The 18,519-nt window shown below is 59.7% G+C and carries 16 protein-coding genes and 4 pseudogenes; 9 read left to right on the top strand and 11 right to left on the bottom strand.

Annotation, left to right across the window (positions count from 1 at the left end):
* Positions 1-69: 69 nt before the first annotated feature.
* A complete protein-coding gene (locus FJ970_RS25245; protein WP_227792197.1) occupies positions 70-1,278 on the top strand; it encodes an IS110 family transposase in 1,209 nt (402 codons plus the stop codon).
* A gap of 13 nt (positions 1,279-1,291) precedes the next feature.
* Here the strand turns inward: FJ970_RS25245 and FJ970_RS25240 are convergent.
* The 4 genes and pseudogenes from FJ970_RS25240 to FJ970_RS25225 all read right to left on the bottom strand — a co-directional run.
* Positions 1,292-2,204, bottom strand: a pseudogene (locus FJ970_RS25240) (IS3 family transposase); the annotation flags it as partial.
* Positions 2,205-2,336: 132 nt separating this feature from the next.
* Entirely contained in the window at positions 2,337-3,737 is a 1,401-nt protein-coding gene (locus FJ970_RS25235) for a hypothetical protein (RefSeq protein ID WP_140765779.1), read from the bottom strand.
* The gene (locus FJ970_RS25230) at positions 3,727-4,857 is read right to left on the bottom strand and encodes an MFS transporter (RefSeq protein ID WP_140765777.1); all 1,131 of its coding nucleotides are present in this window, start codon (positions 4,855-4,857) and stop codon (positions 3,727-3,729) included. The genes FJ970_RS25235 and FJ970_RS25230 overlap by 11 nt, the downstream gene beginning before the upstream one ends.
* Before the next feature lie 174 nt (positions 4,858-5,031).
* Positions 5,032-5,823: a helix-turn-helix domain-containing protein gene (locus tag FJ970_RS25225; protein WP_224597644.1), complete on the bottom strand. Its 792-nt coding sequence runs from the start codon at positions 5,821-5,823 to the stop codon at positions 5,032-5,034.
* Positions 5,824-6,197: 374 nt separating this feature from the next.
* Here FJ970_RS25225 and FJ970_RS25220 point away from each other — a divergent pair, with 374 nt between their 5' ends.
* Positions 6,198-7,193 carry a class I SAM-dependent methyltransferase gene (locus FJ970_RS25220; protein ID WP_140765773.1) on the top strand — a complete coding sequence of 332 codons (996 nt, stop codon included), beginning with the start codon at positions 6,198-6,200 and terminating at the stop codon, positions 7,191-7,193.
* 215 nt (positions 7,194-7,408) lie between these two features.
* Positions 7,409-8,332: a LysR family transcriptional regulator gene (locus tag FJ970_RS25215; protein WP_181178851.1), complete on the top strand. Its 924-nt coding sequence runs from the start codon at positions 7,409-7,411 to the stop codon at positions 8,330-8,332.
* A 345-nt stretch (positions 8,333-8,677) separates the two neighbouring features.
* Here FJ970_RS25215 and FJ970_RS25210 read toward each other — a convergent pair whose 3' ends face one another.
* The 3 genes from FJ970_RS25210 to FJ970_RS25200 all read right to left on the bottom strand — a co-directional run bounded on the left by FJ970_RS25210 (position 8,678) and on the right by FJ970_RS25200 (position 10,149).
* The gene (locus tag FJ970_RS25210; protein ID WP_181178850.1) at positions 8,678-8,884 is read right to left on the bottom strand and encodes a hypothetical protein; all 207 of its coding nucleotides are present in this window, start codon (positions 8,882-8,884) and stop codon (positions 8,678-8,680) included.
* 221 nt (positions 8,885-9,105) lie between these two features.
* Positions 9,106-9,720 carry a class I SAM-dependent methyltransferase gene (locus FJ970_RS25205; protein ID WP_140765769.1) on the bottom strand — a complete coding sequence of 205 codons (615 nt, stop codon included), beginning with the start codon at positions 9,718-9,720 and terminating at the stop codon, positions 9,106-9,108.
* Positions 9,721-9,831: 111 nt separating this feature from the next.
* The gene (locus FJ970_RS25200; RefSeq protein WP_140765768.1) at positions 9,832-10,149 is read right to left on the bottom strand and encodes a YMGG-like glycine zipper-containing protein; all 318 of its coding nucleotides are present in this window, start codon (positions 10,147-10,149) and stop codon (positions 9,832-9,834) included.
* 310 nt (positions 10,150-10,459) lie between these two features.
* On the opposite strand from FJ970_RS25200, the gene FJ970_RS25195 reads away from it, so the two are divergent.
* Both FJ970_RS25195 and FJ970_RS25190 read left to right on the top strand, forming a co-directional pair.
* Complete coding sequence (locus FJ970_RS25195; RefSeq protein WP_321575693.1) at positions 10,460-11,953, top strand: recombinase family protein; 1,494 nt, start codon at positions 10,460-10,462, stop codon at positions 11,951-11,953.
* Positions 11,950-12,813 carry a plasmid partitioning protein RepB C-terminal domain-containing protein gene (locus FJ970_RS25190; protein ID WP_140765764.1) on the top strand — a complete coding sequence of 288 codons (864 nt, stop codon included), beginning with the start codon at positions 11,950-11,952 and terminating at the stop codon, positions 12,811-12,813. Before FJ970_RS25195 ends, FJ970_RS25190 begins: the two co-directional genes overlap by 4 nt.
* Before the next feature lie 324 nt (positions 12,814-13,137).
* Here FJ970_RS25190 and FJ970_RS25185 read toward each other — a convergent pair.
* Positions 13,138-13,428: pseudogene (locus tag FJ970_RS25185) on the bottom strand (integrase core domain-containing protein); the annotation flags it as partial.
* Between the two features lie 261 nt (positions 13,429-13,689).
* Between FJ970_RS25185 and FJ970_RS25180 the strand changes: the two are divergent.
* The gene (locus tag FJ970_RS25180; RefSeq protein WP_227792197.1) at positions 13,690-14,898 is read left to right on the top strand and encodes an IS110 family transposase; all 1,209 of its coding nucleotides are present in this window, start codon (positions 13,690-13,692) and stop codon (positions 14,896-14,898) included.
* Between the two features lie 13 nt (positions 14,899-14,911).
* Here the strand turns inward: FJ970_RS25180 and FJ970_RS25175 are convergent.
* Positions 14,912-15,241, bottom strand: a pseudogene (locus tag FJ970_RS25175) (DDE-type integrase/transposase/recombinase); the annotation flags it as partial.
* A 602-nt stretch (positions 15,242-15,843) separates the two neighbouring features.
* Between FJ970_RS25175 and FJ970_RS25170 the strand changes: the two are divergent.
* From FJ970_RS25170 to FJ970_RS25160, 3 genes and pseudogenes are all read left to right on the top strand, one after another.
* Positions 15,844-16,149 (top strand): preprotein translocase subunit YajC, encoded by a 306-nt coding sequence (locus tag FJ970_RS25170; protein WP_140764545.1) that lies wholly within the window; start codon positions 15,844-15,846, stop codon positions 16,147-16,149.
* 318 nt (positions 16,150-16,467) lie between these two features.
* Positions 16,468-17,289: a Ku protein gene (locus FJ970_RS25165; RefSeq protein ID WP_140764542.1), complete on the top strand. Its 822-nt coding sequence runs from the start codon at positions 16,468-16,470 to the stop codon at positions 17,287-17,289.
* Positions 17,290-17,355: 66 nt separating this feature from the next.
* Positions 17,356-17,876 (top strand): annotated as a pseudogene (locus FJ970_RS25160) (SOS response-associated peptidase family protein).
* 11 nt (positions 17,877-17,887) lie between these two features.
* On the opposite strand, the gene FJ970_RS25155 reads toward FJ970_RS25160, so the two are convergent.
* Both FJ970_RS25155 and FJ970_RS25150 read right to left on the bottom strand, forming a co-directional pair.
* Positions 17,888-18,151: a hypothetical protein gene (locus tag FJ970_RS25155; RefSeq protein WP_140764539.1), complete on the bottom strand. Its 264-nt coding sequence runs from the start codon at positions 18,149-18,151 to the stop codon at positions 17,888-17,890.
* Positions 18,151-18,450, bottom strand: coding sequence for a hypothetical protein (locus FJ970_RS25150; protein WP_140764536.1), 300 nt, complete (start codon positions 18,448-18,450; stop codon positions 18,151-18,153). Before FJ970_RS25150 ends, FJ970_RS25155 begins: the two co-directional genes overlap by 1 nt.
* Positions 18,451-18,519: the final 69 nt, after the last annotated feature.

Genomic DNA, 18,519 nt, shown 5'->3' with positions numbered 1-18,519 from the left:
TATTTGTCGTGTTGCCCGCTGGCTCCCTGTTCGTGACCAACGATGGAGGGAACCGTGCGTATTATCGGCATGGACATACACCGCGTAGCCGCCGAGGTCGTGTCGTTGCTTGACGGCAAGATCGTCAAGCTCGGCCGCGTTCAAATGCTGCGCGATAAGCTCGAAGTGTTCGCCAAGAAGGAACTCACCCATGACGACCACGTGGTGATCGAGGCGACCGGCAATGCCGCGGCCGTTGCCGAGGTGCTATCGCCCTACGTGGATCGGGTCGTGATCGCCAATCCCAAGCAGGTGCACATGATCGCGCACGCAAAGGTGAAGACTGACACGATCGACGCCACAGTCCTTGCGAAGCTCTACGCCTCGGGCTTTCTGCCGGAGGTCTGGGTTCCGGATCCGGGGACCCTTGCCCTCCGAAGACAGGTCACCAGGCGGACACAGCTGGTTCGCCAGCGTTCGCGGCTGAAGAACCTGATCCAGTCAATCCTCCACGCCCACCTGATCCCACCGTGTCCGCATGGGAACCTGGTCGGAATCAGCGGGCGCAAATGGCTGACGAGGCAAATATTGCCTGCGGATGAGCGCGCCGCCATCGAGCGCCACCTCGGCTTGATTAACCAGATCAACGAGGCTTTGACGGTGGTTGAGGCGGATATCGCGGTGCATGCGCTCCAGGATCCGACAATCCGCCGCTTGATGACGTTGCCCGGCCTCGACGTCACGGTGGCTGCAAGCGTTGCCGCGGCAATCGGAGACATACGGCGCTTCAGCGATCCACAGAAGCTCGTCGCCTATCTTGGCCTCAATCCGAGCGTGCGGCAGTCTGGTGAGGGGCCAGCCTATCACGGGCGCATCACAAAGCAGGGCCGCGGCCATGCGCGGGGGATGCTGGTCGAGGCGGCATGGGCGGCTGTGCGATCGCCAGGACCTCTACGCGCCTTCTACAAGCGCATCGCCTCGCGCCGCGGAAAGCACATCGCGGCCGTCGCCACTGCGCGCAAGCTTGCAATGATCATCTGGCACATGCTGAGCAAGAATACCGACTACATCTGGGCCCGGCCGGCCTTGCTCGCCCGCAAGTTTAGATCGGTCGAGCTGCGTGCCGGCCTTCCGACCAGCCATGCCAGACGCGGCACCGCCTTCGACTACAACATCCCGGCCAAGCGCGCCGAAGAACGATCCCGAGTCGAGAAGGCGGAAGCTGCCTATGCAGCAGCAACTTCCCGATGGCGGACGCGACCGAACAGGCAAAACGCTGTGGAAAAAGCCGCCGAATGAGAAGAAGGGGCTATTCTACAACATCCGTCTGCATCGGCTTTCCGGGTGCGATGTAGTGCCATTCGACGCCGCTCTCCTGGCACCATTTGAGGATCGCCATCGACGTCCGCTCGGTGCCGTTGTCCGAGACGATCGTGCAGGACCTGCCGCGGTGGCGATGATGGCGTCCAGTTCCCGAGCGACGCGGGCGCCCGACAGCGACTTATCCGCGACCAGCGCCAGGCATTCCCGCGTGAAGTCGTCGACGACGGCCAGAACCCGGAACCGTCGTCCGTCCGTGAAGGCATCGCTAACGAAATCCAGGCTCCAGCGCTCGTTCATCCGGCCCGGCGCGATCATCGGCCTTCTCGTTCCCAAGGCCCGCTTGCGGCCGCCACGCTTGCGGACCTGGAGCTTCTCCTCCCGATAAAGCCGCCGCAGCTTGTTCTGGTTCATCACGATCCCTTGCCGTTCAAGCATGATGTGGATGCGCCGGTAGCCAAAGCGGCGGCGCTCGGCAGCCACCGTCTTCGTCGCGGCTCGAACGATGGCATCGTCCGGCCGGATGCTTGTGTAGCGAACGCTCGAGCGATCGACGAAAAGAGCCTTGCGCGCCCGACGCTGGCTCACCCCATGCCGCTCGCAGGCGTGGACCACAGCGCATCGCTTGGCATCGGGCGTCACCATTTTCTTGCGGCGACATCCTTCAGGATGGCATTGTCCAGCATCTGCTCGGCCAGCAGCTTCTTCAGCTTGGCGTTCTCCTCCTCCAAAGCCTTCAGCTTGCGGGCGTCGGAAACGTCCATGCCACCGAACTTGGCCTTGTATTTGTAGAAGGTTGCTTCCGAGATCCCGTGCTTGCGGCAGACATCGGCGGTCTTCATTCCCGCCTCCTGCTCCTTCAAAATCGCGATGACTTGTTCTTCCGTAAACCGTGAACGCTTCATTCGTCCGTCTCCTTGAGCGGGACGAACTCTACCAAAAACTGGAGGAGCTTCAGAGTCTCAGGTCAGCCGGTCAAAGTTAATAGCTTTTTATATTGCAAAGTATGCTTACCGCTCTCTGCAAGTTGCCCGCTCTTAGGAAAAGACGCTTGGGGCAATCGCTCGCTCCCGCAGCTGTGAGCAAAGTTCAGTCCACGACGGATCAGAAACGAAACTGCTCAGACCTCCACAGGCATCAGCGAAAGGCATATCGCCGAAGCGGTCTATGACCTCGCCGGTTTCGCCTATGCTGCCCTTTCGGATTGACTCGAATGGATCCTCATCGCATTCAATGACGCGATGCCCCCAAGCTCCTGGTACTTCATCGCTTGCGAGAGCGCGTCGAAGGTCCGGATCCATGTCCGCGGTCTCTAGAGCCCGACAAATGACGTAGCGCATCAGGGGATAGTAGACCGGCTGGTGACTGCCTCCGAGCGCGCGCACGCCGGGCAGGATCGACAGGACCAGAAACATAAGGAGCAGGTTCGGAATAAGGCTGCGGTTCGTCAGTCGCTCAATGATATCGGGAGCCGCGAAGCGAGCGACCTTCGTTCTGGTCGCCAGATTGATGAGTTCTCCACCCACCATGCGCAGCGGCAGGCGCTTTCCGTTTTCATAGTACCAAAAGAAATCGGTACCGCGGGCTAGCCAGCCACCCCAGGGGCCAGCCGTCAGCCTGTCGATCTCGTCAAGGATATTCAAAGCCAGCTTTGGGCTTTCCAGCAACCTCGTACGCAGCCAGGAACCCTCGTCTGACAGGTGGTCCGCCACCAGGTCGGCAACGTCCTCATCGTCGATTTGCAGGAAGGCAAAGCTCTCTCCGAAAAGTTTTGGCCAGAGGATGCGATTGGCTGCCTTGATGGCATGCGCAGGCCGCTCGAACTGCGTCTTCGGCAGAAGACTGCGAAGCAGGGCGAGGGCATCTCCCTCGGCATTTGGCTCCGCTGGCACCAGCTCGAACCGGTATGATCCAGGCCCGGTCAGAAGGCCGTATCCGATCATCCGGCTTCGGCTGAGACCGAAGACGTTGACCGGCTTCCCGTCAAGCGTGATCCAGCCTGGCCCCTTGCGGGGCTTTTCAACGAGACTCACCGTTGAAACGGCATAGGAAACGTAGCTCGAGCAGCCATGCGCCGAGAGGCCAAGCAGGCTGAAGATGTGGGTGTAGTAGGCCTCTGGCTCCATGAGGAGAAACAAATGCGGGCCGGTCTGCAACACGCGGCGTTGCTCTAGATCTTTGCATATTTGGGAGACGGCGTTGATCGGCAATCCGTTTCGCGTTCCCGCATTCCTGATCGTGTCGAGCAGCTTGGCAAGCGCGCGGCTGCGAATTTCGGGTTCCGGTTTCTGGGTAGGCGCTTCGAACAAGCGGGACGCATAATCGCGAAGCCGGCGGCAATGATAGGAGCGCGTCCAAGGATAGAGCGTCGCCAGAGAGTCCAGCACCGCCTGCTTGGCGTCTGTGTCGGTCGCTAGCTCATCCACCTCACGGTTCATCCTTTCGCTGCGCGATGCCGATGCTCAATGCAGGAATGCTGATCAGGAGCACCACCCCGAATCCGAAGAAGATCGTCGAAGGAAATACACTCTCGCCCATAGCGCCAGCGATGCTGAATATGACCAGTCCCAGCGCGACAGCGAGACTGTGCATGACGCCCTTGGCCCTGCCCAATACATTGTCAGGCATACGCGACTGCAGTGTGACCTCGATGCTCACCCGGCCCAGATTGTAGAGAAACCCAAGCGTGGCGAAGACGATCAATGTCCAGGGCGCGCGCACAGTGATCAATGACATCAACGCGAGCGCCGTTGAGGCCAAAAGCATGAGGTGCAGTATAGGACCACTTGTCGCTCGTGTCAGCCTGACGAGAACAGCCGCCCCAATAACCGAACCAGCCGACCACGCGGCCTCAAGGTAGCCGAAATCGGCGGCGGTGCCTTGCTGCTCTTCGAAGACGAAGCTTGATCCCATCACCGTGACCAGCACCGCGCCTCCATAGAGAAGGGCATAGGCGGCAAACAGATCGAGGAGATGCGTGTCGATGTTCGGTGCCAGGCCTTTGGCCCTTCTGACACCTTGCGGGAGGCGGCCTGGCCGCATCCAGGACAGTGAGACGGCTGAAACGAGGAACAACAGGGCGAGCACCATGAACGTCAGGGCAGGGGAGCGCCCACCCAGTAGTGATCCGGCTAGCAACGCTGCGCCGAGGCTGCCTAACTGCGTGATGAAGAAGATGATGGAATTCGTTGCCGCAAGTTCGGCGCCTCCCGTCACGAGCGGGATCATCGCTTGCGAAGCGGTCAGAGCGACACGATCGCAAATCGAAAAGAGCGCCGCTGACAGGCAGAGCGTTAAAAAGGCGTCCCGGTAGAGAAGCGTGCAAGCCGTGGCGAGCAAGATGGCAAAGCGACCGAGGTCGGCCGCGATGTTCAATCGCTGTCGGTCAAACCGGTCCGCTGCCAGGCCGGCTAGAGGGCTTGCAACGAATTCGACGACACTGACGGTCGCTAGCAGTATCGCCACGCCGCCGCTTCCGCAGCCTGCTGCGACAACAGTCCAGGCGGATGCGATGTAATATCCGTTTCGTCCGACTGCCGCCAATAGCGTGCTGGCCATGAATCCAAGCCATAGACGGGACTGGATGCTTGATCTCAGGTCAGCGTGAATTTGAATTGCATTTGACAAGGGCTGCGCATCCAATCGGCGCTTGTCATACCCACTGCCCAGATTGCCGCTTAACAATCACGCTTGTTTTTTCAGTTCGTTGCTGAAATCAGCGGAAGTTTTGAATCAAATCCTAGATCGGCGGCGGTATTCCCTCGGACTAACACCGAATGCCCGCTTAAAGGCGATCGTGAAATGGCTTGAGCTGCCGAACCCGCATTCCAGCGCGATCTCCGTCGCCGACAAGTTGGTCGATCGCAGCATGTCGGCGGACTGGTCCAGTCGACGCCGCGCGATATACGCGTGTGGCGTCATCCCGGTAGATTGCTTGAAAGCCCTGCTGAAATGGAAACGGCTGACACCGACCTCCTTTGCCAGATCGGCGAGGGTGGGTGTCTCGTCCGACGAGGCTTCGATCATTGCGATCGCCCGTTTGAGATCGAAGGCTGACAGCCCGCCTTTCGCCGGCTCGTAATAGTGGCCGTTGCGCCTGACCATCTGAACGAGCAAGTGCATCGCCTGGCTCTCGACCATCGTCACGCTGATCGGATCGGGCTGCCTGAGCTCGATGGCGATCCGCTGCAAAGCCATCTCCACCGTGCTGTCCCGAAATCCGATCGAAGCCGGCAGGTCGCCCGAGCGACGGCGCACCATCCCGCCGAACGCTTCGTCGGCGAACCCTTTTTCAATTGAGACGAGCAGGTAGGCGGCCGTCGGTTCTCCCTCGTCCCACCCCGTCCAATCACTGCCGGCAGGCATATGGATTACCGAGCCAGCCCGCCGTGGCGAAAACGAGATCCGACGCCCGTCGACGAAATCCTCTCCGCGGCTTGCCGCCCCTTTCAGGTTCATCAGGAATATGTGGCCCGGGAACGAAATTGCTGTTTCCTGGCGCTCCAGACCAGTTCTCCTGATCAAGTCTGCTCGTATGTTGCCCCAACTCTCATGTTGGTGTGTAAGCGTCTGGTGCTGTGAACGGCGGATCTTGTTCGGATCGAGGCAAGGGGTGTCCACGGATGGCAGCAGCCTTCATACTAAAAGTAGCCCGCCCTCCCGTGTTGTGCCTAACCAGAGGTTGCTGGACAAATCACAACTAACTCAGGATTGGTAGAAGATGTGACTTTAGTAAAAAAATGGCAATCTCAGGAAAGCCGATCGTATTCAGCAGGCCTACCAGTGCCCCGGCCAAGACTCGAATCAATCTGAAACATTAGATCCCTCTTAATTGAGTGGAGTTTTCCCATCGAGCTCTTGGCATCTCACCAAAGCAACGGTGCGGGAGGCATAGTGCGATGCGAGGGCTCAACGATTTTCTGGCCGAGTGCGACCAAGGACCAAGGATCAACCAACTAGCAGGGTTTTTTGCGGCAACCGCAGCGGGCAAAAGCGGGATGCCACTTCGCAAGCCTCAGGCCGACCCCCGCCTTCTGCCCAGCGATGAACTCCTGCGCGATCTCGTTCGCCTGCACGCCGCGAGGCAAGGTTTCTTCGACCGGCACTATCACGGCAGCATTCCCTACAGATTGGAAGAAGAGTGCAGGATGGCCTACGCAGTGCTGAACTATGCTCGGCGCCGTGGATCCGCGCTGTCGCTGTACAGCCTTGGAACAGCCGAAGGCACGATGGCCAGAACCCTGTCAGAATTTTCGGATGGGCAGATTCTTTCGCTGTCCTGCAGCCCGAACCCCGAGAACTACAAATCCTTCATGGCGTATGGCGAACCGGCCCACGCCGAATTCTTCATCGGCCCGTTCCACTGGTTGACCAAGGATGCGCTCGGATCTGATCGGCGGCTGAAGAAATTCACGCGAGGCTTTGACGTCATCCTGGAGGACACAACCTTCCAGATGTACTCGCCCAACAGACCCAAGCAGATCGAGTTCGTGACCCAGCACCTCAAGGAGGGTGGCATCTTCGTCTTCGTCGAAAAATTCAGGGCGGCCGATGAAAGCGACTACCAGCGTCGAGAATCCCAGAAGGATTATGGCTTCAAGGCGAGGTACTTTCCCCCGGACGAAATCGCAAGAAAGAAGGCGGACGTCCTCGGGACCATGTTCAACAATGAGGTGACGCTGGCAGAAATGGCGCGCTCCGTAGGTGCGCATTTCAAGTACTGCACGATGACGTGGAACAGCGGCAATTTCTGCAGCCTTGCGGCGAGCAACAGCAAGGAGAATCTCGACCTCTACGCTTCACAGATGTCAGCGCCCGCCATTCCGCATGAATATGTCTACGAGACCAGCGTATCTGACGCAGCGACGATCGCCATGGCGGACAATCCGATGTGACGCAGCCATGGGGTGGCAGTTGCGCGAGGCTCCAGGCGGGCAGGCGAGACTGTTGATCCGCCTGAGTGCCGCCTGTCCGCAATACGGAACCGATCGCATGGCGGTGAGACAGGCGCCTCCTGTAGCGATGGTCACGAAGCTCGAGGGACATGACGCGGAACGGGAACGCCATCCAGTTGCTAACCTACGCTTTTGCGGCCGTGGATCACGGCAGCATGCGTCAGGCCGCAAGAGCGCTGAGGGTTCAGGAATCCTCGGTCAGCCGCAACGTCGTCAAACTCGAACAGCAGCTCGATATCCAGCTGTTCGAGCGCGATGTGCGCGGCGTTCGCTTGACGAAGACAGGCCGCGCCTGGATCGAAATCGTGCGGGCTCACTACGACGGCCTCCTCGATGCTTTTGCCGAGCGTGTGCGCGATAACAAGGATGCCAAGACACTCAGGATTGGGCTGTGCTGGGCGACAGGAGGAGAATTCCTCAAACGCCTCATCGAGCATTTCGGCAAGCTGTACCCGGACGTAAGTCTGACCATTGAGGATGTCCCATCGGGCCAGTGCCTTTCTGCAATACGCCGCAGACGCTTCGACCTTGTGTTCACACATCACATTGGCACCGCCAAATTCTGCAGCAGCGAAGTGTTCTGGCAAGAGCGCCTCTTCGTGCTCCTGCCGTCCTGTCATTCTCTTGTCGAGAGGCCGGTGCTCAGATGGTCCGACCTCGCGGACATGCCTCTGCTCGTCCCGGTTGGGCTGGAAGGGCCGCCGTCGGACCTGCTCGAACGCATTGCGGCCGGTGGCGGGCCGGCCGTTCATACGTGTCGCGCGAACCGAGCGACCGTCATTTTCCAGGTGCAGCTCGGGCAAGGCATCACTTTGGCAGGGGCGAGCTATGCCAGGAAAATTGCCATCGATTCCGCCCGGTGGAAGCCTCTGGGTGGGAAGAACAGCGTTAGTTCAATCAGCGGCATCTGGCTTGAATCGAATCCAAAGCGCGCGGTCCTGCGTTTTGTCGGGCTTGCCAAGAACATGGGGGTCGCCAGTCAAAGGCCGAGAGCACCAACAAACGGTACGCCAGGAGCTATGCCCGACGGAATGAGCCGCACGGAGCGCCGCCCCTCAAGACCCATCCTGCGAGACTAAGTCAGTTTCGCATTCGGACGCCGGATCGCCGCTCTCCTGAATGGACAGTTGAAGATGTCATCAGGAAAGGCGACGGGGACGGATCGGCGGCTGATGCCGTCCCTCGAAGACGGTCTTTTGCACCAACGCTCTCTTGAGATTATCGTGCTCGAAGGCGCTCGCCATGCGCTTGACCTCTGCCGATAGGCAGCGTCGCAAGCGTCCTACATTCGAAGAGGGAGTATCCATGCCACGCACGCGATTTGCTCTTCGCCCGTCCGACCAGGCGCGTCTGACCGCCAAAATCCAAATCGACCTCGAAGCCAGGAGCAATTGCCTAGCGGCGCCTGCCTCTTAACGGCTGCGCTACTTCTCCTTCCTCTGCTTGCCACGGCCGCGCCGCTGAGTCCCTTTGTCATCGACGGCAACACCATCGAAATTCCCGGGCAGCGAATTCGGTTGAACGGCATTGACGCGCCCGAACGCGCGCAGCTCTGCATTGACGCCGTCGGCAAGAAATATCCTTGCGGGCAAACGGTATCTCCCGCGCTGGCGGATTTTCTCGAGGCGCATTGCCCGACATCCTGCATCGAGGTCGCTCGCGATCAGTTCAGGCGCATGGTGGCAGTCTGCGCCGCCGGCGGGAATGGATGGGCGTCAGGGTCATGCGCTCGACTAACGCCGGTACAGCACTGGCTTCTATGCTCAAGCCCAGCGTGAGCTATGGCAGCGCGGTGCGGCATCTGGACTGTTTCGTTCACCGCGCCGTGGGAATGGCGGAAAAAGATCGAACGTTACGACGCCCTTTTTGCGAACGCCCAAACCATCAGCGGGTATTCCTCGTCGTTGCTCAAATCCCGCCACATTCCGTAGGCTCGCACCGGGCCGCCAATATGGGCCTTGGCGCAAGTCTTGTTGCCCCACCCAAATGCCTGCACGTCGTCCTCGGCGAAGCCGCCTTCGATCATCAGCTGTTTCAGCCCTGCGGGTGTCCAGCGGTTGTAGTCGTGCGGCCGCGCATGCACGCGAAACAAGAAAGGTGTTGCCACCATCGCCCAGCCGCCGGGCTTGGTCATTGCGTGGATATTGGCGGCCGCCGCTTGCGGGCGCTGCACATGCTCCAGCACCTGGTCAGCGATGACGATGGAATATTGCTCGTCGGTGCGGTCCTTGCAGATGTCGAACTCGGGAAAATCTACCGACCGGTAATCCGGGCACAGCGCCCGCCAGTAGCGGTTCCAGCCCGGCGAAATCTCGATCACGTCGCGCGACTTGCGGTTGGCGGCTTCGAGGAAAACCGTGAAGGCTTCGATCTGGCGGATGCGCAGCCAGTTGCGGCTGTCGTAGCGAAGCAGCCGCTTCACTGCATGCTTGCCGCGGTTTTTCAGGGCACCGGCAAGGCTTGTCATTCTCGACCTCCTCCGCCCGCCGCAAAACCGTCATATCCCGCAAAGCGTACAAAAGAATGACGGTGTGAGGGAGCCGGCGTTAACGCGCCGGCTCACACCGTCAGAAGCTCGTCAATAATTGCCGTTGTAGTAACGGTCGTCACAAGGCGCCGTGTAGATCCGGCCGTAGCGGTCCTGATAGCGGCAGAGCTGGTCCTCGCGGCGCTGCGGAGTTGTAGCCGAGCCGACGACGGCACCCAGCAGCGCGCCGCTGGCCGCGCCGATGACCGTGCTCTTGGTGTTACCGCCGATAGCCTGGCCGACGAGCGCGCCGCCGGCGCCGCCCAATAGCGCACCGGTGGTGGCGCGCTGCTGGCCTTCAGTCTGCGACTGGCAACCCGCAAGTGCTGCGGTGATCAGCACCGCCAGAATAGCCTTCTTGATGATCATCACTGGAACTCCTCTGAAGCCCCGCGGACTGACGGACAGGGGCGAACGAAGCCGATGCGGTTGCATTGCGGCGGAACGGCGGCGCGGCTTCTCACGAAGTGAGTCAGGGTTTCCCATGAGTTGAAAGCCATGGTTTCCAAAGTGCAAAAGTAGTCGGGCGGACGCTTCGATTTAATCTTGACTGGAATTGCCATGCGCTGCCCGCTAGAATTGACATTCGTCCCGATGGTGCAAGGCGATGGACAAGGTTGCTGCGGCCCGCGAACCTCCTACGGAGAGGCGAAGGGTTCGCGCGGCTCAATATGTACGAATGTCCACCGAGCACCAGACTTATTCCCTCGAGAATCAGAAGGATGCAATCCGCAGCTATGCAGAGGTCATGGGGTACGACATCGTCGCCACCTATGAAGACCCCGGCCGTAGCGGGTTGCACATAGAAGGCCGGCCCGGGCTCAAAAAGCTGCTGTTCGACATTGAACACGGCCTCGCCGATTACGAGACTGTCGTCGTCTATGACGTGAGCAGATGGGGCCGGTTCCAAAGCGTCGATGAAAGCGCTTCCTACGAATATCGATGTCAGATGGCGGGTGTTCGGATTGAGTTTTGCGCCGAGCAATTCGCGAACGATGGCACCGTCGGATCCGATGTACTCAAGGCCATAAAGCGCAGCATGGCTGCAGAGTACAGCCGGATGTTGTCACAGAGGGTCTTCTTGGGCCAGGTGAGGATGGCCCGCATGGGCTTCCACGTAGGCGGCATCCAGGGGCTTGGACTAAGGCGTCTGATGGTTGACCAGTTCGGACGGCCCAAACTCATCCTCGCCCGCTATGAATACAAGAACTTCCAGACAGACCGGGTGATCATCGTGCCGGGGCCACCGGAAGAGATAGCTACTGTTCGATTGATCTTTCGCCTGTTTGTCCGGTCACGCAAAAACGAACCTCAAATCGCAAAATATCTGAATGACCGGGGGATCCTGAACGACTTCGGTCGGCCTTGGAAAGCCGATGGCGTGCGCCGTGTCCTGACCAATGAGAAATATATCGGCAACAACGTCTGGAATAGACGCTGCACCAAACTAAAAACCAAGGTTGTATACAATCCCCCGGACCAATGGGTCAGAGCGGACAACGCCTTTGAGCCTATCATCAGTCGCCAATTATTCGACAAAGCACAGCAAATATTGAAATCGCTTTATCTTCACATGAGCGATGACGAGATGCTGGCAGTCCTACGAAGACTCTACAAACGTCATGGGAAACTGTCGTCCGACATCATCAACGCAGCGCCCGAATGCCCTTCGGCCTATCGCTATAGCGCGCATTTCGGAGGTCTGCTCGGCGCATACAAGCTGATCGGTTGCCTGCCGCCCAGAAAGTCTCATTTCATCGAAATTGACAGGCGCCTCAAGGCTATCCGCGATCATGCATTAGAAGACCTGCTGGTCGCGATTGAACAGGCAGCCGGCCACGCTGCCCAGGACCCTGAAACGGAGATCATCCGCATCAATGGCGAGTTGACCGTAGCGCTCGCGATCGCCAGGTGTCGCGTTTCGCATTCTGCCTATCCCCGCTGGTCTTCGCGGGCCGTGCGAGAGGCCAGGGCGGGTATTTTCGTCTTGATCCGCATGCAGCCGGGCAATCTGATCATTCGCGACTACCTGATCGCTCCGACGCATGAAATTTCCGGGTTCAAAGGAGATTTCCATGTCAACAATGGAATGAAGCTGGATGCGTTTCTTTTCCGATCGCTAGATCCGCTCGTTGCGCTGGCTGAGCGAACATTCGTCGGGAGTCCCGCATGAGGGAGCGCCGCACAGTTTTAGGCTTGGAAGCCGCCGACCTTCTTTTGCAGAATAACCGCACAAGACATGCGGCGCTTTTGGAAAAGATGCAAGAGCCCAACAGATGGTTCACCGGTCCCTGGCTGTGCAGAACCTATCAGGCGGAATGCCAAAGAACGCGGGACATGATCGCCGAAGCTATTATCTCTCGGCATCTGCTGCAGACGATCGCCGAGGTGTTTCGATATCCGATCAAGCAGGAATCGTTCCGTCGCCTGCTATCGGCCGAAAGCCTGGCCTTCGTGCCGAAGGCCCTGGCTGAAGGACCTACTTTGAACCTGCTTGCGGAGAGTTCAGCGCCAAGCCCGTTGGTCAATGGAGTTTCTCCCGAGGCTCTCAAGCTTTTGCAGGATTGGAATGTGCCGCCACAGGTCTTCGCTTCCTTGCGCAAGATGGTTCCGGAAAGGCAGCTCAAAGCGGCAAGGCTCATGATCGCCCTGAAGAGAGTGAGCTTCCACTATGCGCAACTCCTCTCAACGCTTACTCCGGCGTCGCAGTTGGTGGATCCCTCCAGGCCGAGAAAGAAGTTTGTCGGGGTGACAGCCGACCAGCTGGCCGCCATGGAAGCTGAGTTTGATTTGCTGAACGAAGAATTTCTGTACTGCGCCAGCCTTCGTGGCACCTGGGCGCTGGAGTTGATGGTGGCAAGGCTCTATCTCGACCGGCTGATGGAAAACGCGCGGGTGGTTAGACACCTTGCGCGGGATTTTCCGGAGCAGCTCGCAAGGTTCCAAATGATACTGGACATTCCAGCGGGTCAGGAAGCTTTGACGAGCCAACCGGTAAAAACCGGGCTAAAGCGCACGCATTTTGTCTTCTGAGTTGGCGCCTTCGGGCAAGACGCTGCCCGCTCGCACCAAATGACGCGCTGCTCCCAGCAGCTACACTACCTGGCTGATCCAGGCGCCCACGACAGCGTCGCTGCGATGCAAGCCGGGCCGTAAGGGATCGGTCATCACCCTCAGTTTCGTGGCATGCTGTGGACCTCGAGCCGGACCGGCCCGCCCCGATCGCAGTTCGTGCAGAAAAGCGCCCGTTCGACCGAGCTGAACAGGGCTTCCCTGGCGTAACGCCGGATCAGCCCTTCCGGCTTTACCATGGCGTGATGCGAGCATTTCGTGCACCAGGTGACCTGCCATGAACATTCATCCAGCGGCGATTAGAACCTTGGCCGTTTCTGTTACGCCGTTTGGCGCGGGTTGAGCAACCGGCGGAGGCGCGGAGCCTTCGATCAGCACAGCGTCGGAGCCGGTTGCGGCGACGACCTCGGCGTATCCCGCCGGGGTCTGGTAGCCGAGCGAGGAATGAGGCCTCGCGGTGTTGAAGTCCTCCCGCCATTCGGCGATGGCGCTGCGAGCGTGGTCGAGGCCGAAGAACAGGCTCTCGTTCAACAGCTCGTCGCGCAGGCGGCCGTTGAAGGATTCGACGAATCCGTTATCCGGCATGTTGTTCTCGGTGCCCATCGTTTGTTCGGTCGTCAGGTTTCGTTAAGCTTGGCGCATCCGGGCCACGGGGCACCGGGAGCACGCAAGTGCGGGCAGGCCGTCGTATGCAGATGAACTGCGAGTTCGAGCACGTTATCTGGCCGCCCCTACGACTCGCCCGGATGCGCTGCGAGCGCGGATCCGTATTTGTCGTGTTGCCCGCTGGCTCCCTGTTCGTGACCAACGATGGAGGGAACCGTGCGTATTATCGGCATGGACATACACCGCGTAGCCGCCGAGGTCGTGTCGTTGCTTGACGGCAAGATCGTCAAGCTCGGCCGCGTTCAAATGCTGCGCGATAAGCTCGAAGTGTTCGCCAAGAAGGAACTCACCCATGACGACCACGTGGTGATCGAGGCGACCGGCAATGCCGCGGCCGTTGCCGAGGTGCTATCGCCCTACGTGGATCGGGTCGTGATCGCCAATCCCAAGCAGGTGCACATGATCGCGCACGCAAAGGTGAAGACTGACACGATCGACGCCACAGTCCTTGCGAAGCTCTACGCCTCGGGCTTTCTGCCGGAGGTCTGGGTTCCGGATCCGGGGACCCTTGCCCTCCGAAGACAGGTCACCAGGCGGACACAGCTGGTTCGCCAGCGTTCGCGGCTGAAGAACCTGATCCAGTCAATCCTCCACGCCCACCTGATCCCGCCGTGTCCGCATGGGAACCTGGTCGGAATCAGCGGGCGCAAATGGCTGACGAGGCAAATATTGCCTGCGGATGAGCGCGCCGCCATCGAGCGCCACCTCGGCTTGATTAACCAGATCAACGAGGCTTTGACGGTGGTTGAGGCGGATATCGCGGTGCATGCGCTCCAGGATCCGACAATCCGCCGCTTGATGACGTTGCCCGGCCTCGACGTCACGGTGGCTGCAAGCGTTGCCGCGGCAATCGGAGACATACGGCGCTTCAGCGATCCACAGAAGCTCGTCGCCTATCTTGGCCTCAATCCGAGCGTGCGGCAGTCTGGTGAGGGGCCAGCCTATCACGGGCGCATCACAAAGCAGGGCCGCGGCCATGCGCGGGGGATGCTGGTCGAGGCGGCATGGGCGGCTGTGCGATCGCCAGGACCTCTACGCGCCTTCTACAAGCGCATCGCCTCGCGCCGCGGAAAGCACATCGCGGCCGTCGCCACTGCGCGCAAGCTTGCAATGATCATCTGGCACATGCTGAGCAAGAATACCGACTACATCTGGGCCCGGCCGGCCTTGCTCGCCCGCAAGTTTAGATCGGTCGAGCTGCGTGCCGGCCTTCCGACCAGCCATGCCAGACGCGGCACCGCCTTCGACTACAACATCCCGGCCAAGCGCGCCGAAGAACGATCCCGAGTCGAGAAGGCGGAAGCTGCCTATGCAGCAGCAACTTCCCGATGGCGGACGCGACCGAACAGGCAAAACGCTGTGGAAAAAGCCGCCGAATGAGAAGAAGGGGCTATTCTACAACATCCGTCTGCATCGGCTTGCCCGGCGCGATGTAGTGCCATTCGATCCCGTAATCCTTCGACCAGGCGAGGATGGCGTTCGAGGTGAACTCGGTGCCGTGGTCGGAGACGATCTTGCCCGGCTTGCCGCGCTGGGCGATCAGTTCCGTCAGTTCACGGGCAACCCGACGGCCGGAGATTGAGGTGTACGGGATCGCGGCCAGACATTCGCGTGTCACGTCGTCGACGATGTTCAGCACACGGAACCTCCGGCCGCAGGCGAATTGGTCATGCACGAAATCCAGCGACCAGCGCGCGTTCGGCTTTGCATTGACCGGCGGCGGGCGGCCGATGTGCCGCCCTTTAGATATGTTCCCGACCGAGGAAACTACACAGATTGCACATTTCCGCTCACGAATAATGTGAGTCGGGGATCAGGGTTGGGGAAATGGCTGTAACTGAGATCATTACCAGACAATTAGACGCAGACGATGACACATCATGGATCGCTAGTATAGCGTGCGGCAATCAGCGGTGTAGTCCAGAGTTTCGCGGTACAGAGGCGCAAGCCATTACATACGCCGCGCTGTGTCTTGCGATCAGCGGCGGGGCAAGCAACCTGCCGCCACGGGAAATGGTGGCAGGTTCAGAATGGTTGCCGCTTGGAACCCTGATCACGACGGCCCATTGGCGTTAGGGTAGACGGCCGCTGCATCTGGCGCGCCGGCCACCTATTCCACTTCCCTGAAGTCTTGCAATGAGGCGTGCCGCAAATCCTCCTCGCCGCGCAAGTGTTTCACGCGGCCGATGATCCCAGCCGCTGCATGTCCTTGGGCCCGGTCGCAGGGTGCTTGGCCCGATGGAGCCGACGGGGCAGAGACTTGCGATTTCACGCAACCAAGTCAGTTTGCCGGCATTAATATGTGGAACGCGCCGGAGGAGGCCTATGCTACACTATAGCGTGCCCCGGGAACTTGAGATCGGTGACGAGGTCGCGCTGACGGGTACGGTCACCGCGATGCTGCCTAGCGGACGGGCCAAAGTAAGCATTCCGTCCTATGACTCGCCCTATTCGGTTGACCCACCGCCTAAAACCCGCGCTGGAGATAAAGTCGTTCTTGTTGGGGACGTCATCCGCATTGATCGCCAAGCCGACAAGTTGACGGTGCGGATTGACTGCGGCGGCGTGGTCACCGTCGGACGCTCGGCGATTACCAGGCTGAGAAAGCACCGGCGGTCTTCATCGCGCTGACGCAGAGTGCGCCACGATGTCTGCCGCGCAACTCGCGGTGGTTAGCAGTCGAGAGCGCTAGCTTTGCTATGTGGGTTCACCAGAGCGAAGCCGAGGCGCCTTCCTATGAGCGGCGGCCACGCCGGATCTCGGCGGAACCGGTGAACGCGATCGGCAATGCCGTGAAGGGGATATCGGCAACAGAGACGGGAGGAAGTTGACAGCATTTTCGCGGCATGGGCGAAGCCGTCGCCAACCTCGCCCGAGTCTCGTGACACTTCGACGGAACGGGTGACGACTTCGCGTGTTCTTTACTCGCGGCAGCAAAGGAGCAAGGTCATGGTGGCACCCCGTGCGGTTTGGAAAGGGTTCCTGAAGGTCGGGTCGGTTTCGTGCGGCGTGAAGATTGTGGGTGCGACCAGCGAGGCCTCCAAGATCCATTTCAAGATTTTGAACCGTGAAGACGGCCTGCCTGTCAAAAGCGCATATGTGGATGAAGAGACCGGGGATGTCGTCGAGAGCGAGCACCAGGTGAAGGGTTACGAGGTGGACAAGGACCATTTCATCAAGATCGAGCCGGACGAGATCAAGAAACTCAAGTTGACATCGGCGCACACGCTCGAGGTCGATTCATTCGTCGCAATCGAAGATGTCGACACCCGATATCTGGAAAAGCCTTACTACCTCATCCCGGCGGACGAAGCTTCCCTCGAAGCCTTTTCCATCCTACGCGACGCGATGGCGAACAAGCGGGTGGCTGCACGTTCTTGCGTGGTGCTCTACCAGCGCGGGCGCGAGGTGCTGATCCAACCCTTCCAAAACGGGATGCTGCTGACCGAACTGCGCACTCACAACGAGATGACGTCGGAAAAGACCGTGTTCAGTGGCTTGGAAAGCCCCAAATACGACGAAGACCTTCTTGAGATCGCCGGGCTGTTGATCGACAAGAAAGTCACCAAGTTCGATCCGTCGAAGTTCGAAGACACATACGAGGATGCGTTGATCGCGATGATCGACGCCAAGCGCAAAGGCAAAGCACCGCCCAAGCCGGCGCCGGCGCCAAAAGAGAACGTCATCGACCTCGCCTCGGTGCTTCGCAAGAGCCTGGCCAAGGAAGGCATCAAGGGCGGCACCAAATCCAAGGGCCGAAAGTCGGCGTAGTGATGCGGGCGCTGTCAAGCGTCGAGATATTCGTTCTGCTCCTGCAGAACGCGGAAGGGGGCTCCCATGTGCAATGACTACGAGCAGCACGTCCTCTGGGCCGAATATTGCCGGATGATGGCCTCGCTGGCGTTGAAGATCCCGGAGCATCAGACGGAACTCGATATGCCGCAGGCAGACGACATTCGCATCAACGACCCGGCTCCAATCATGCGTGCCGCCGGCGAGGGCATAGAACTGGCGTCGATGACGTTCGGGTTCCCACCATCCGGACCGAAAGCCGGACCCGTGTTCAACTTCCGTTCCGAAGGCAGGCAATTCGCACACAGCAACCGATGCCTAGTTCCGGCCTCTGCCTTCTTCGAATCGGCACGAAGTATCCGAAAGCCAGACATCGGTTCACCTCAACGGCGCTCCGCTCATGGCGATTGCCGGCCTATGGCGTGGGGGCGCCGGCAACAAACCGCCGACCTTCACGATGCTGACGACCGATCCCGGGCCGGATGTTGCGCCATAACGAAGCCCGAGGCCGAGCTCTTGCGGCCGGGGCGCTCTCAGTGGAGACTATGCGACCCGAAAGCTCGTGACACGGCGGCGCCTATTCCATGTCTGGGACATCGCCACTGACGAACAGCGTTGTGGGCGGACCGTAATCGCCTAATGCAGGGTCGGCATCTCGGCTCCACGCGATCACGCCGCCATGCGTCGAAGCGAGCGCCTTGGCTGTCCTGATCGCGCGCTCCTCGCTTTGCTGATCAGTCGGGCCATAGGCCGTGAACAGTTCGCCATCTTCGCCGCGGTCGAAGGCCACGACAACGATGAGTTTCGGCTTTTTCTGGGAAGGCAGGCCGTGGTCGGACATCAATCCACCAACTCAAGGAATTGATAGTTCTCCGGCGCCGCATCACTTGGCCAGTCAGCGCAGCACGCCATGATTGCCGCCTTGTTGGCGCCCATCCAGATCGCCGCCGCCACATCCTCGTCCTCCGTGGGTGCTTCATCGTCGTCAAAGCTGGAATTGTCCCAGTTTTCGAGCGCGAACATCCCATCCGTTGCCTCTTCCGCGGATATTCCCGCTGCGGCAAGGACAGCTTTGGCCGCTTCGATGCCGCGGTGCTTCTCTTCCGGCGAAGCGCCTTTGATTTCCAGCTGAAGCCTCATAACTCGCCTCCCGCGGCCAATCTGGTCAACAGTGAACGAAATGAGAACAAAAAGTCAAGAGCGGCCTTG

Origin of the sequence: Mesorhizobium sp. B2-1-8 (assembly GCF_006442545.2) — a bacterium.
Lineage (GTDB): Bacteria > Pseudomonadota > Alphaproteobacteria > Rhizobiales > Rhizobiaceae > Mesorhizobium.
This window is presented reverse-complemented; position numbering and strand designations above follow the sequence as displayed.

What these genes read in the sequence shown, in the direction of transcription:
- FJ970_RS25230 (WP_140765777.1), bottom strand. Translation starts at nt 4,857, where the DNA reads ATGGCCAGCACGCTATTGGCGGCAGTCGGACGAAACGGATATTACATC.
- FJ970_RS25190 (WP_140765764.1), top strand. Translation starts at nt 11,950, where the DNA reads ATGAGGGAGCGCCGCACAGTTTTAGGCTTGGAAGCCGCCGACCTTCTT.
- FJ970_RS25245 (WP_227792197.1), top strand. Translation starts at nt 70, where the DNA reads ATGGACATACACCGCGTAGCCGCCGAGGTCGTGTCGTTGCTTGACGGC.
- FJ970_RS25205 (WP_140765769.1), bottom strand. Translation starts at nt 9,720, where the DNA reads ATGACAAGCCTTGCCGGTGCCCTGAAAAACCGCGGCAAGCATGCAGTG.
- FJ970_RS25195 (WP_321575693.1), top strand. Translation starts at nt 10,460, where the DNA reads ATGTCCACCGAGCACCAGACTTATTCCCTCGAGAATCAGAAGGATGCA.
- FJ970_RS25155 (WP_140764539.1), bottom strand. Translation starts at nt 18,151, where the DNA reads ATGTCCGACCACGGCCTGCCTTCCCAGAAAAAGCCGAAACTCATCGTT.
- FJ970_RS25235 (WP_140765779.1), bottom strand. Translation starts at nt 3,737, where the DNA reads ATGAACCGTGAGGTGGATGAGCTAGCGACCGACACAGACGCCAAGCAG.
- FJ970_RS25215 (WP_181178851.1), top strand. Translation starts at nt 7,409, where the DNA reads ATGCGTCAGGCCGCAAGAGCGCTGAGGGTTCAGGAATCCTCGGTCAGC.
- FJ970_RS25220 (WP_140765773.1), top strand. Translation starts at nt 6,198, where the DNA reads ATGCGAGGGCTCAACGATTTTCTGGCCGAGTGCGACCAAGGACCAAGG.
- FJ970_RS25200 (WP_140765768.1), bottom strand. Translation starts at nt 10,149, where the DNA reads ATGATCATCAAGAAGGCTATTCTGGCGGTGCTGATCACCGCAGCACTT.
- FJ970_RS25180 (WP_227792197.1), top strand. Translation starts at nt 13,690, where the DNA reads ATGGACATACACCGCGTAGCCGCCGAGGTCGTGTCGTTGCTTGACGGC.
- FJ970_RS25210 (WP_181178850.1), bottom strand. Translation starts at nt 8,884, where the DNA reads ATGCGCCTCGAGAAAATCCGCCAGCGCGGGAGATACCGTTTGCCCGCA.
- FJ970_RS25170 (WP_140764545.1), top strand. Translation starts at nt 15,844, where the DNA reads ATGCTACACTATAGCGTGCCCCGGGAACTTGAGATCGGTGACGAGGTC.
- FJ970_RS25150 (WP_140764536.1), bottom strand. Translation starts at nt 18,450, where the DNA reads ATGAGGCTTCAGCTGGAAATCAAAGGCGCTTCGCCGGAAGAGAAGCAC.
- FJ970_RS25165 (WP_140764542.1), top strand. Translation starts at nt 16,468, where the DNA reads ATGGTGGCACCCCGTGCGGTTTGGAAAGGGTTCCTGAAGGTCGGGTCG.